Source organism: Fontimonas sp. FW305-C-3 (assembly GCF_058783185.1).
Genome location: NZ_JBYSYK010000005.1, coordinates 197643 through 210426, shown reverse-complemented (window position 1 = coordinate 210426; position 12784 = coordinate 197643). Strand labels below are relative to the sequence as shown.

Genomic DNA, 12784 nt, shown 5'->3' with positions numbered 1-12784 from the left:
GCTGCGCCTATTCCCCCCGGATGGCGCATTGATGGAACCGCCCCTCATTGTTCTGAAACTAGCGCTTCTTGCCTTCCAGAAAAGGCACCTGCAAAACTTTTTCATGAACGATCGGGCCGTGGCCGAAATAGCCGCCTTCGCCGAAGCACTCGCCATGGTCGGCGGTGATGATGAAGTGCGTGTTAACCGGCGCCTTGGAAATCAGCTCGTCGAGCAGCGTGTCGACATGCTCGACGCATTTGATCTGCTGCTGGTGGAGCGAACGCATCTGCTCTTCGTCGAAGAAGCGATCCTGCGTCGACTCGCCCAGATTGTCGTCCATGTGCTTGAAGACGCCGTGGACGCCGGACACGTGCGGCAGCTTGGCGCCGTCAAGCATGTACGGATAATGCGTTTCGCCGAGGTTGAGGAACAGGAACTGCGACTCGTCGTCGTAGAAGTCCGCTTCCTTGACCATGCCGCCGAAGTCGTTGTGATCGGCCATCAGCTTGTAGTCGTCGAAATGCTTGTTCAGGTGCGAGGTCGGATTCAGCACCGGCATCGACACGCGCGCGATCGTCCGGTAGTCGTTGTCCTGCAGCACCTTGGGCAGCGATAGCTGCGGCACGAAGCTCTTGAACGCGAGGCCTTCGATGCCGAGGCGATCGACCCACTTCACGAAATCCTTCTTGTAGACCTCCGACGCGAACACGCCCTGCGGGCTGTTGTGCGGGATCATGCCCATCAGATACGTGTAATGCGAAGGTGACGTCCACGACGCATACGCATAGCGCGCTTCACCGGCGCCGATGCGGTCCATGCTCGGCGTCCGTGCCGCGGCGTAGCTGTCGAACCGGCAGCTGTCCATCACGATGAAAACGAGGTTATTGCTCATTGCGCCTGAAAGATGACCCTGCACGCGCCCATCGGGGCGTAGAAAAATGACGACGCGCGCTGGCTCTTGGCTTGCGCTGGATTTTTTTCGAGCCGTGCGTTGCGGTCGATGTTGTTGGGTGCGGTTCGGACCCCACCGGCGCTACAAAAACAGCCCGATATCTGCATGTTAGTAACTTCGTCTGGCCACCACTCGAAGGGGAACTAAACCCACTTAAAAACAGTATGGCCGACAATATCTTAGCGCTCTGTCAGATAATACCGACAAGCGCGCACTACGGGAAGACGCAAGAGTCTTACTGCGGTCTTGCCGAGGGTTGTCCGGGGACCTGCAGCAGCGCCCTGTCTTCGAGCCGCAAGGCGGTCAAGGGGCCGCCCCAGATGCAACCGCTGTCGAGCCCCCAGACCCGCTGTCCGGGCCATGTGATCTGGCCGAGCGAGGACCAGTGGCCGAAGACGATGTCGTGGTCGAGATGCTGCCGGTTGTCGGCCATGAACCAGGGCACCAGGCCGGCGGGCTGACTGCCCGGCGGACCTTTTTCGGCGTACTCGAACTCGCCCCGCGGCGTGCAGTAGCGCGCTCTGGTCAGGCAATTGATCGTGAAGCGCAGGCGTTCGGCGCCGGCCAGTGCCGGATGCCAGGCCGCCGGCTCGTTGCCGTACATCTGCGGCAGGAAATCCCTGCGGACCCGCGGGTCGCGCAGCATGGCGTGGACCTCGGCCGCCAGTTCCAGCGCCAGATCGACGGTCCATTGCGGCGCGAGGCCGGCATGGACGACCAGAATGCGGCGCTCCGCGTCATGCCAGGTCAGCGGCTGGCTTGCGACAAATTCAATCAACTCCGCGCAGTCCGGCGCCGCGATGATCGTGTCGAGCCCGTCCTTGGGCTTGCGCAGGCCCTCGGCGACGGCGAGCAGATTCAGATCGTGGTTGCCGAGGACGGTCGTCGCGGCGCTGCCCAGATTGCGGACGTAGCGCAGGGTGCCGAGCGAGTCCGGCCCGCGGGCGACGAGGTCGCCGGCGAAGATCGCATGATCGGCCGCAGGGTCGAAACGGCAGTGGTCGAGCAGGCGCTTGAGCGGCTCAAGGCAGCCTTGAAGATCGCCGATCAGGTAGGTCGCCATCTGCTTTTTGCGCGGAAAACTGAAAAATCCGGGTAGGGGGCCAACCGACAGACGGTACAAATGAGGCCGTCAACGAGCTTTGACCCTGACTCGGGCTGCCGACCATAGTATGCACACGTTCGGGGTACAGCCGAATGTCGCGGCAAACGTCCCGGCAGGAGCGCTGGAACGTGGACCCAAACACCTGACCGGAGTTGATCATGCTGAACAAAACCTTTGCTTCCATCAAGAATTTCTTCCGCAACGAGGAAGGCGCCAGCGCCGTGGAATACGGCCTGATCGTCGGTCTGATCGCCGTTGCCCTCGTTGTCGTGCTGGGCCTTGTTGCCGGTGACGAAACCACGGGTCTCCAGGGTCTGTTCCAGCGCGTCGTCACCGCCGTCGGCGGCGCCTGATCGCCGGGCCCGGCCCTGGCCGTCCTGAGTGTGTGGATGGTGGCAGCCTGGGCTGCCACCATCGCCGTTTGGGATTTGCGCTACCGACGGGTGCCGAACTGGATGCTGCTGCTGGCCCTGCCGCTGTTGCTGGCCAGTTTCGGCATCCTCGGACAGGCCCCGCTCGGCGCGAGTTGGCAATCCAGTCTGATCGGCGCCGGCCTGGCACTGATTTTGACGCTTCCCGGTTACGGCCTCAAAAGGCTGGGCGCCGGAGATGTGAAAATGGCTGCCATACTCGGCGCATTCGCGGGTTGGGCGGGGACGATTGAAATTTTGCTGATTGCGGCGCTGGTGCTCGGTCTGATGGCCCTCGGCGCAGTGATCATCGGCCGGCGCAACGCGCGTCTGCCGGCGGCGGTGGCACTGGCCGCCGGTTTGTTCGTCGAATGCCTGATGGGTCCGATCTGGCTATAGGGGGCGAGGCAATGACAAGCGCTTCAAGACTTGCCTGCAGGCCGCAGCGCGGTGCCGCGCTGGTCGAGTTCGCCTTCGTTTTCCCGATCCTGTTCATGCTGGTCTATGGCGTCATCGTCTACGCCTATGTTTACGTCATCCAGCAGGCGCTGACCTTCGCCGCGCAGGAAGGCGCCGCCGCCGCGGTGTCGGTCGACCCGACGACGGCGAATCCGCTGACGGTGCAGCAGGAAGTCGTCCGATCGACGGTGACTTCCACGCTCTCCTGGCTGCCGGCATCGCAGCGCGCGCGCGTGCTGGGCACCAGCGGCGAGCGGGTGCAGGTGCTGCTGTGCCCACAGGGCGCCGGCGGCTGTCCGATCGACAGCAATGCGCTGCGCGTGACCCTCATTTTCACGGTACGCCCGAGCGGCAGCGAATGCTCGACGGGCGCGCTGTTTCCGATGCTGAACCTGTTTCTGGTCGGCTGCATTCCGCCGTTGCCGGAAACCCTGAGCGCCACGGCGGTGGTGCGCATATGAACAGGCATTTGAATTTCGCACTTGAACTCATGGAACCGAAGCAGATGGCCAATATTGAGCGGACCGCGACAGCGACGGGGGCAGCGCGATGAGCAGCACCACGATCAAGATGATTGCAGTGGTTTCGGTGCTGGCGGCCATCGTCATGGTGCTGCTGGGCTTCCAGTTCAGCCGCAACTTCGCCGAGCAGGCGCAGAAGGCGCAGGAACAGGTCAGCGTGCAGGAAGCCAAGCAGACGCTCGCGGTTGTCGCGCTGCGGCCGCTGGCGGCGTACGAGCCGATCCCGCGCGACGCGATCGCCCTGGTGCCGGTGTCCATCGTGCCGCCGGCCAATTACGGCAACATCGATGATGTGGTCGACAAGATACCGCTGGTCGATATCGACGCCGGCGCGCCGGTCACCCAGCGTTATTTCCGCGAAGGCAATGCGCTGGTCCGGGTGATTCCGCCGGGGCATCAGGCCGTGTCAGTCGAGGTCAACGACGTGGTCGCCGTCGGTGGATTCGTCCGTCCGGGCGACATCGTCGATGTGCTGCTGTTCCTGCGCAGCGGCGCCGGCATGGGCGATCCGCAGTCGCGCGTGCTGCTGGAGAGCACCCGTGTGCTGGCCTACGAAGAACGCATCATCGATCGTCCGGAAGGCATCAAGTCGGAGGACAAGCAGCGCGCCCGCGTGCGCACGGCGGTCCTCGCGGTGCCGGAAAAGGACACCACCAAACTCATGCTCGGCGCGAGCATCGGCGAGCTGCGCCTGGCGCTGCGCGGGCAGTTGCCGGCGGCAGACTCAGCGGCAGCCGATCCCGCGGCGCCCGCGACGCCAGAAGCAGTTGCAGCCGCCCCCGATAGCGCCGCGAAGTCGACAGCCGCACCGGACAAGGCGATCAGCCTCGCCGAGCTGTCGCGTCTGCAGCAGAAATCCAGCGGCCAGGCCCCACCGCGACCGAAGGTGGAAATCCTGCGCGGCAGCGCCCTTGAAACCGTGACGACGCAATAGGCCCGCATATGAAGCAGACCCCTTCCTCATGGTTTCTTGCGCCGCTGCTCGCCGCGCTGGCGATGTGCCTGACCTTGCCGGCCGGCGCCGCCAATCCGGGCGATGTGCTGCAGATCGAACAGGGCACGCAGAAGCTGCATCGCGCCGCCACGCCGGTCACGCGCGTCGCCGTCGGCAATCCGGAGATTGCCGACGTCAACGTCGTCAATCAGCGCGAGCTGCTGCTGACCGGCAAGAAAATGGGCATCACCAGCCTGATGATCTGGACCAAGGGCGAAAGCGCGCCGCAGCAGTACCGCATCCGCGTCGGTGAAGCGATCGATCCGTCGCGCAGCCCCGCCCCCGATCCGGAACTGCAGGCGGCGATCATCGACCAGGGCCGCGGCCTGTCGGGCCAGCTGCCGAATCTGATGGCGCACCGGCGTGCCACGCTCGCCTCGAAGACCGCCAAGGAAGGCGAGATCAGCGATCGCAGCGATGTGCAGATGGATACCCAGGTCATGACCTCGGTGCGCATCGCCGAGATCAGCCGCAGCACGATGCGTCGATTCGGCCTGCAGGGTTCCAGAGCGCGCAACGGCGACTCCGGCGGTCTGTTCGCGCCCGGCAGCCTCAACAGCGTGTCGCAGACCACCGGCGGCGACGATGAAGGCATCACCTTCAACCAGAGCCTGCCGATCCAGAGCGCGTTCAACCTGGTGTTCGGCAATCCCAGCAAGGGCGTGCTCGGCGTGCTCAGCCTGCTGGAAGGCAAGGGCCTGGTGCGCGTGCTCGCCGAACCCAGCCTGGTGGCGATGAGCGGCCAGACCGCCAGCTATCTCGCCGGCGGCGAGTTCCCGGTGCCGGTCAGCCAGGGCGGCTCTTCGGCGGCGGGCGGCATCTCGGTACAGTACAAGGAGTTCGGTGTGCGCCTGTCGCTGACGCCGACGGTGCTGTCGCGCAGCCGCATCGGCCTCAAGGTAGCGCCGGAAGTCAGCGATCTCGACTTCAGCGCCGGCATCCAGATCGGCGGCGTTGCCGTGCCTGCGCTGTCGGTTCGGCGTACCGAAACCACCATCGAACTCGGCGACGGCGAGAGCTTCGTGATTTCCGGCCTTGTCAGCAGCAGCCTCAGCGATCAGGTCGACAAGCTGCCGTGGCTGGGCAGCATCCCAGTGCTCGGCGCGTTCTTCAAATCGACCAACTACGACCGCAACGACCGCGAGCTGATCATGGTCGTCACGCCGCATCTGGTGCGGCCGCTCGCCAAGGGTGCGGCGCTGCCGAAACTGCCGGGCTCGGAATACGACACCTACAAGCCTTCCGCAGCGCGCACGATCTTTCTCGAGAGCGGGGATTTCGATTCCGGTTTCAGCCGCTAATATCCAGCCAACTAAAACAAGACTTCGCAAAATCACTGGATGCCCGCCCCATGAAAACCCAGGCCATCGTTGTCGCCGACGATCCCGTCTATGTGAGCTGGCTCGAGAACTCGGCCGGACAGGGCGCCGAGTTCTCGCTGGTGCGTCCGCTCGACGCCGAGGACCTGATCGAGCGCGTCCAGCTGATGGGCCGCATCGACGTTGCGTTCTTCCAGTTCGAAGCGAGCAATCTCGATGCGCGCATCAGCATGATGGAGCGCCTCGCCGAGCGCATGCCGGATCTGCCGCTCGCCGGCCTCGGCGCCGACAGCAACCCGGACATCGTGCTCGCGGCGATGCGCGCCGGCGCGCGCGATTTTCTGGTGCTGCGGCGCGATGAGGGCGATGTCTCCGCGCTGCTGAGCAAGCTGCTGCGTCGCACCGTGCCGACGGCGCGCGCCGCGCAGAAGGAGGGCCAGCTGTTCGGCGTCTTCGGGCCGCATCCGAGCGAAGCCATCGCCTTCGTCGCGGAGCACCTGGCGCTGGCCGTGCAGGCGCAGCTGCCGCGTACCGAGCAGGTGCTGTTCATCGATGTCGCCTCGCCGGCCGGTGCCGGCGCGATCTTCATGAACATCACCCAGGCCTACAGCGTGCTCGACGCCGTCAACGACGTCTATCGCTGCGACCAGACCCTGGTCGATACCGCGTTTTCCAAGCACGCGAGCGGCCTGTACGTGCTGAGCCTGCCGGAAGATCTGATCGGCCCGGTGCCGACCAATTTCGACGAGTTCATCAAGTTGCTGAAGGTCGTGCGCGGATTGTTTGCCGCCGTCGTCGTCGCCTTCGACGGCCACCTGCCGTTGACCACGCTGGCTGGATTGCTGACGCAGGCCGATCGCTCGGTGCTGCTGTCGGATCAGTCGATCATGAAGTCGCGCCACAGCAAGTACCTGCTGCGGGCGCTGCGTCTCGAAGACTGCCCGCTCGACCGTACCGCGCTGGTCGTCGACAGCTACCAGCGCCGTCTCGGTCTGGAGCCGGAGAATCTCGCCGAGATTCTCGATCTGCCGGTGCTCGGTACCTTGTCCGCCAGCAGCGGTCATGCACGCGTGCAGTCGATGAACGCCGGCGAGCCGCTGTTCGTCACCGCGCCCAAGGATCCGTTCTGCGCCGACATCCGCCGCCTGGCCGCGGCGCTGATGGGGGCGCAGCAACGCATGGACAAGCCGGCCGCCGGTTTGTTGGGCCGCCTGCTCGGCTAGCCGATTTCCGACCGTGAACAGTTCCGCACCCGATCTGCAGATCACCCGCTTCCGCCTGTCGGAGCAGTATCAGCAGCTCAAGCACAGCTTTCACCAGCATCTGATCCAGCAGATCGAACAGCGCGATCTGGACATCGATGGTTGGGACGCGGCGAAGATCGATCGCTTCATCATGGAGCAGATGCGCCGCTACATCATCGAACAGCGCCTGCCGGTCAGCCAGCGCGAGTCCGAAGTGCTGGCCCGCGATGCGCGCGACGAGCTGGTTGGTTATGGACCGATACAGGCGCTGGTCGACGACGACAGCGTCAACGATATCGTCGTCAACGGTCCGAACACGGTGTTCGTCGAGCGCGAAGGCCGGCTGTACAGCGAGCCGCTGCGCTTCTTCAACGACACGCACGTCATCCGCGTGATCCAGCGCATCCTCGCGCCGATCGGCCGTCGCGTCGACGAATCGACGCCGATGGTCGACGCGCGCCTGCCGGACGGTTCGCGCGTCAACGCGATCATTCCGCCGATCGCCCTCGACGGCCCCTGCCTGTCGATCCGCAAGTTCCGCAAGCAGCCGCTGAGCGCGGACGATCTGCTGCGTTTCGGCACGCTGACCCCCGCGGCGCTGAGCTACCTGCAGGATCGCGTGCGCGAGCGCACCAATCTGATCGTCATCGGCGGTACCGGTTCCGGCAAGACCACCTTCCTCAATCTGCTCGCGCAGTGGATTCCGCAGGACGAGCGCGTCATCACGGTGGAAGATGCCGCCGAGTTGAGATTGGGCCACGGCCATGTCGTGCGTCTTGAAACCCGTCCGCCGAACCTGGAAGGCGAGCGTGCCGTCTCCGCGCGCGATCTGGTCCGCAATGCGCTGCGCATGCGGCCCGATCGCATCGTCGTCGGCGAGGTCCGCGGCGACGAGGTACTCGACATGCTGCAGGCGATGAATACCGGCCACGACGGTTCGATGACGACGCTGCACGCCAACGGCCCGCGCGATGCGTTGCATCGCCTTGAGTTGCTGGCCGGATTCGCCGGCTATGCCGGCAGCGAGATCACCTTCCGCGGCCAGGTGGCTTCGGCGATCCAGCTGCTGGTGCACGTCAGCCGACTCAAGAGCGGCGAGCGCCGGGTCATGTCGATCACCGCGGTCGAGGGCGTCGGGCCGCAGGGTCTGGCGATGCGCGAAATCTTCCGCTACGACCTGGACCTCAAACAGTTGCTCGATTGCCGGGAGCAGCGCGCATGAGCATGTTCGTCGTTTTCGCGATCGCTGTTCTGCTCGCCGCAGTCGCGATCTGGCTGTTCGCCCACGCGAATCTGCGCGAGCACGAAGAGGAAGTCCTGCTGCGCCTGCGCGCCACCGGCACCGAACCGGCCATGGCCGGCGGACGCCAGGACAGCGCGCAGATCCGCAATCCCCTGCTGCGCTGGGCCTGCTATCAGGTCTGGCGCACCGGCGTCGAGCTTTCGCAGGCCGCGGTCGCGCGCGTGCTGCTGGTCATCATCGTGCTGGTCGTGCTGGCGATCGCATTGCTGGGCCTGTTCGCCGGCTTCTCGACCGCGGCAGTGCTGCTGACCCTGGGCTGGGCCTGGCTCAATCACGTCGCCGATCGGCGCCGTGCGCAGATCGTTTCGCAATTGCCGGCGTTCCTCGAGGGCGTGATCCGCGTGCTCGGCGCCGGCAATACGCTCGACGAGGCGATTTCATCCAGCGCGCGCGAAGCGCAGGATCCGATCCGCCCGCTGTTCCTCAGCGTCGGTCGCCAGGTCCGTCTCGGCGCGCCGATCGAATCGGTGTTGATCGAGACCGCGGAGATTCATCGTCTGCACGATCTCAAGGTGATGGCACTGGCTGCGGCCATCAACCGCAAGTACGGCGGCAGCCTGCGCAATGTGCTACGCAGCCTGATCCAGGCCGTGCGTGCACGCGATACGGCGGCGCGCGAGCTGCGCGCCCTGACCGCCGAGACCCGGTTTTCCGCCGTGGTGCTGTCGATCATCCCGATCGGTCTGATGGCCTACATATTTGCGCAGAACCCCAGCTACTACCAGGTCATGTGGGCCGACGGCACCGGTCGCTGGCTGCTGATTTTCTCGGTGTCCATGCAGGTCTTCGGGGTGTTCTGCATCTACCGGATGATGCGGTCGACCGGAGACGGCGCATGAGCCCGACAGGCTTCGGTGTTCTGGTCGCCAGCACGATCCTGGTCTGCCTGATCGGCATCGCGACGCTGGTGATTCTCGGCTTGCGCGCGCGCGGCAAGCTGCAGCTGCAGCGACGCCTGGCGCCGGAGCGCGGCGACGGCGATCGTTTCGACGAGGCCGATCGCTACAGCGTGCTGACGTCCGTCGCGCGCGGGGGGCGCAAGCTCGAGGGTCTGGTCGACAGCGACGGCGAAAGTGCGCGCCTGCTGATGCAGGCCGACCTGCGCAGCGCCGAAAGCCGGTTGGTCTGGTACGTATTCCAGGGCGTGCTGCCGGTGCTGACGATCGTGCTGGTCGCGGCCTATTGGGTGCTGGCCGATACCGACAAGCATCGCTCGGTGACGCTGCTGCTCAGCCTGACGGCGCTGGTCTTCACATTCCTGTTGCCGCGCTGGATTCTGCGCGGCATGGCGGCGGCGCGGCAGCGGCGCATCAAGGCCGAAGTGCCGATGCTGATTCACCTGCTGGCATTGCTGTTTGAGGCCGGCCTGTCGACGCGCCAGGCGTTGGCGAGCCTGATCCGTGAAGGCAGCGGCGTGCTGCCCGAGATCGGCCGCGAGTTCGAACTGGCGATCCGCCAGATCGAGGCGGGCGGCGATACCGCCGTCGTTCTCAAGAGCGTGGCCGACAACATGGCGGTCGACGATCTGTCGACCGTGCTGTCGGTGCTGCGTCAGGTCGATCGCTACGGCGGCGAGATCCGCGAGCCCTTGCTCGAAACCCTGGAAGTGCTTGAAGAGCGACGCAGCCTGGACCTGCGCGAGCACGTCAATCTGCTGTCCGGTCGCATGACGGTCGTCATGGTGCTGTTCTTCTTCCCGGCCTTGCTGGTGTTCGTTTCCGGCCCCGCGTTCCTGGCGCTGATCCGTGCCCTGGGTGAAATCAATGGTTAGGCTGGCCGCAGCGCTCGCGGTGCTGCTGGTCTTGAGCGGCTGCGCGACGCCGCCGCGAAACGACGGCGGCGCCGAAGCTTTGTCTGTTGATCGTGAGGTTTATGCCGACCTGATCCGCGGCATGCTCGACGAGGGCCAGTACTACGCGGCGCTCGCGCACATCCAGCAACGCCAGCGCAGCGGCGGCGGCGATGCCGAACTGCTGCGTTATTTCGAGGGCGAAGCGCGCCGCGGCCTGGGCCAGATTCCGCAGGCGCACGCGCTCTATACCGGTTTGCTGAAGTCGAAGCTGGCCGCGCAGGCTTATCACGGCCTGGGGCTGCTGCACGCGGGTACCGATATCCATCGTGCCGTGTCGTATCTGCAGGAAGCCGCGACGCGGGCGCCGACGAACTCGGAAATCCGCAACGATCTTGGCTACGCACTGATGCGGGCCGGCGCCTACGACGCCGCGCTTGCCGAACTGGCGACGGCCGCGGAACTGGCACCGGGCTCCGACAAGGCGCGCAACAACCTGATGCTGTTGCTGATGGTCCGCCGGGACGAAGCCGGCGTGCAGCGTTTTGCCAAAGAGGCGGCAATGCCGCCGGAAACCGTACAGCGTCTGCGGCAGCAGGCGCGTACATTGATGACGTCGAAAGCGCAGACGCGACCTTGAATACGACTGCGGCGAGGAACCAGGCCATGAAGAACACGCTGAACAGCACCGTCAACACAATCCGTCTTTCGATCCCGGCGATGCTGATGCTGGCGTTTCTGCTGCTCGCGGCGGCGGCGCAGGCGGCCGAGCCGGTGCCGCCGCAGGGTGCGGCGACGCAGGCCTGGCTGGATTTGCAGATCAGCGGCAGTGCGGCCCCCACCGACGAGCGGCCGATGCCGGGCGAGATCGCCGACAAGGTGTATCAGCGCTACGTCGAGAGCTTCGACCGGCCGATTCCGGAATCTCTCAAGCGCGACAACTTCGTCAGCGCGGGTAGCGACGGCGGCTGAGCATGCGCCTGAACAACCGCCCGGCGAAGCAAGGCGGTGCGGTCAGCGTCTTCGCCGCGATCTCGATCGGCGCGGCCTTGTCGGCGCTGGCGCTGGCGATCGACGTCGGCAGGCTCTATGCGGCGCAGCGCGATCTGCAACGCGTCACCGAGCTGGCGGCGCTCGACGCGGCGCGGGTGTCCGGCGGTTGCCTCGGCATGCCCGACGATCCGGCGACCGCGGCCTACAACGAAGTTCTGCAGAGCGTCACCCGCAACAGCAGGCGCACTGCCAACGTCAGCGCCGATCAGGTCGAGATCGGCCTCGATGTGCGTGCCGACAACGGCCTGCGGGGATTCCAGCCGTCCACGCCGGCCGCGCACAACGCAGTCCGCGTCAGCCTCAGACAGCCAGCGCCGACGCGCTTGCTGCCGCTGATGCCGACGCCGCCGACACTGCGCGCATCGGCCGCGGCGCGCTCGCGGCCCAGTGCGAGCCTGCATGTCGGCAGTATGCTGCTGTCGACCAATCCGACCGGACTCAACCGATACCTGAGCCAGATTCTGAGCGGCCGCGACGACGCGCTGAACATCGATGCTTTCGGTTACAACAGCCTCGCCGCCGCCGCCGTGCCCCTGAACGAAGTGTTTCCGCCGGACGAGGACGACGAGATTCCGCAGACCTATCCGGTCGCCGGCATCTTCCGCAATCTGGCGACCGCGCTGTTCGATCTCGGCAACTCCGCGGCCGGAACGGTCGCGCGCCAGCTCGCCGCGGTGACCAACAACCAGCTGCGCATCAATCCCGAAGACATCCTGTCGATCGGCGACGGCGTTCTGGGCGATACGCCGCAGGTCAACGTCGCGCAACTGACGCTGCTGGCGACACAGGCCGCTTCGGAGCTGGCCGCGGTGGAGCTGCTCTATCGCCTGCCGCCGCCGTTCGGCGACACCGTGTCGCAGGTCAGAGTCATCGATCCGGGCGAGATCGCTGACCTGACGCCGCAGAGCGCCGGCGACCCGGAGGAGTTCGCATCGAACACGCAGGCGCTGGTCAATGCCGACGTGCGCATTCCCCTGGCCTTGCTCGGCACCGAAATTCGTCTGCCGCTATGGCTGCAGATCGCGCAGGCCACCGCCGTCGTCACCGACATCGAATGCGCGCGCAGCGGCCAGCCGGAAGATATCGTCACGGTGGATGCGCGCTCGAGTGTGGCGCGCCTCGGCATCGGCAGCTTCCAGGACATCAATGCGCCGAGACTGCAAGCCGAGCCGGTTGCGCTGATCGACAGCGCGCTCGGCGCCGGTTTGCTCGGCATCCCGGTGCCGGTGCGGGTCAGGATACTTGCCGCCGCGATGACCGAGATTCCGAGCGGGCAGCGCGAGATGGTGATCCCCGGACCGTTCCCGTCGCAGCCGCAGGCGATCGGCGGTTCGGACCGGCAGATGCTGAGCCGTGCCGTCAGCCAGCTGATCGGCGAGTTGCGGCTTTCGGTGGAAATCATTCCGCTCGGGGCTGACGGTGCTGCGCTCAGCGGCTTGCTCAACCCGGTCGTCAAGGCCGCGGTGGATCTGGCTCAGGCTCCCCTCGAGCGGGCCGTGCAAACCGGCATTGCCGATGCGCTGGCGGGAACGGTCGATCCCTTGCTGGCGCAGGTGCTGAGCAGCGCGGGGCTCAGCATCGGGACGGCCGATGTGCAGGTGATGAGCGTCGACGGCAAGGAGCCGCAGCTCTTCATCCGCTAGGTAAGCCCGG

Annotated in this window: 14 protein-coding genes; 12 read left to right on the top strand and 2 right to left on the bottom strand. The window is 65.7% G+C overall.

The window, feature by feature from the left end; all coding sequences use genetic code 11:
- Positions 1 to 58: 58 nt before the first annotated feature.
- Positions 59 to 874 (bottom strand): sulfatase-like hydrolase/transferase, encoded by an 816-nt coding sequence (locus tag AC3WUF_RS19675; protein WP_492428829.1) that lies wholly within the window; start codon positions 872 to 874, stop codon positions 59 to 61.
- A 295-nt stretch (positions 875 to 1169) separates the two neighbouring features.
- Entirely contained in the window at positions 1170 to 1997 is an 828-nt protein-coding gene (locus tag AC3WUF_RS19670) for a symmetrical bis(5'-nucleosyl)-tetraphosphatase (RefSeq protein ID WP_492428827.1), read from the bottom strand.
- 200 nt (positions 1998 to 2197) lie between these two features.
- Between AC3WUF_RS19670 and AC3WUF_RS19665 the strand changes: the two genes are divergently transcribed.
- The 12 genes from AC3WUF_RS19665 (at position 2198) to AC3WUF_RS19610 (ending at position 12774) form a co-directional block, all read left to right on the top strand.
- The gene (locus AC3WUF_RS19665) at positions 2198 to 2392 is read left to right on the top strand and encodes a Flp family type IVb pilin (RefSeq protein WP_492428825.1); all 195 of its coding nucleotides are present in this window, start codon (positions 2198 to 2200) and stop codon (positions 2390 to 2392) included.
- A 36-nt stretch (positions 2393 to 2428) separates the two neighbouring features.
- A complete protein-coding gene (locus AC3WUF_RS19660) occupies positions 2429 to 2848 on the top strand; it encodes a prepilin peptidase (protein WP_492428823.1) in 420 nt (139 codons plus the stop codon).
- Positions 2849 to 2859: 11 nt separating this feature from the next.
- Positions 2860 to 3369 carry a TadE/TadG family type IV pilus assembly protein gene (locus tag AC3WUF_RS19655; protein WP_492428821.1) on the top strand — a complete coding sequence of 170 codons (510 nt, stop codon included), beginning with the start codon at positions 2860 to 2862 and terminating at the stop codon, positions 3367 to 3369.
- Between the two features lie 88 nt (positions 3370 to 3457).
- Positions 3458 to 4363 (top strand): Flp pilus assembly protein CpaB, encoded by a 906-nt coding sequence (gene cpaB, locus AC3WUF_RS19650; RefSeq protein WP_492428819.1) that lies wholly within the window; start codon positions 3458 to 3460, stop codon positions 4361 to 4363.
- 8 nt (positions 4364 to 4371) lie between these two features.
- Positions 4372 to 5724: a type II and III secretion system protein family protein gene (locus tag AC3WUF_RS19645; RefSeq protein WP_492428817.1), complete on the top strand. Its 1353-nt coding sequence runs from the start codon at positions 4372 to 4374 to the stop codon at positions 5722 to 5724.
- 50 nt (positions 5725 to 5774) lie between these two features.
- Positions 5775 to 6965 (top strand): CpaE/TadZ family protein, encoded by a 1191-nt coding sequence (locus AC3WUF_RS19640; protein WP_492428815.1) that lies wholly within the window; start codon positions 5775 to 5777, stop codon positions 6963 to 6965.
- 13 nt (positions 6966 to 6978) lie between these two features.
- Positions 6979 to 8208, top strand: coding sequence for a TadA family conjugal transfer-associated ATPase (locus AC3WUF_RS19635; RefSeq protein WP_492428813.1), 1230 nt, complete (start codon positions 6979 to 6981; stop codon positions 8206 to 8208).
- On the top strand, positions 8205 to 9128 hold the full coding sequence (locus tag AC3WUF_RS19630) for a type II secretion system F family protein (protein ID WP_492428811.1): 924 nt from the start codon (positions 8205 to 8207) through the stop codon (positions 9126 to 9128). Before AC3WUF_RS19635 ends, AC3WUF_RS19630 begins: the two co-directional genes overlap by 4 nt.
- Positions 9125 to 10060, top strand: a complete 936-nt coding sequence (locus tag AC3WUF_RS19625; protein ID WP_492428809.1) for a type II secretion system F family protein — start codon at positions 9125 to 9127, stop codon at positions 10058 to 10060. Before AC3WUF_RS19630 ends, AC3WUF_RS19625 begins: the two co-directional genes overlap by 4 nt.
- Positions 10053 to 10718, top strand: a complete 666-nt coding sequence (locus AC3WUF_RS19620) for a tetratricopeptide repeat protein (RefSeq protein WP_492428807.1) — start codon at positions 10053 to 10055, stop codon at positions 10716 to 10718. Before AC3WUF_RS19625 ends, AC3WUF_RS19620 begins: the two co-directional genes overlap by 8 nt.
- A gap of 26 nt (positions 10719 to 10744) precedes the next feature.
- Positions 10745 to 11050: a DUF3613 domain-containing protein gene (locus tag AC3WUF_RS19615; RefSeq protein WP_492428805.1), complete on the top strand. Its 306-nt coding sequence runs from the start codon at positions 10745 to 10747 to the stop codon at positions 11048 to 11050.
- A 2-nt stretch (positions 11051 to 11052) separates the two neighbouring features.
- Complete coding sequence (locus AC3WUF_RS19610) at positions 11053 to 12774, top strand: pilus assembly protein TadG-related protein (protein WP_492428803.1); 1722 nt, start codon at positions 11053 to 11055, stop codon at positions 12772 to 12774.
- Positions 12775 to 12784: the final 10 nt, after the last annotated feature.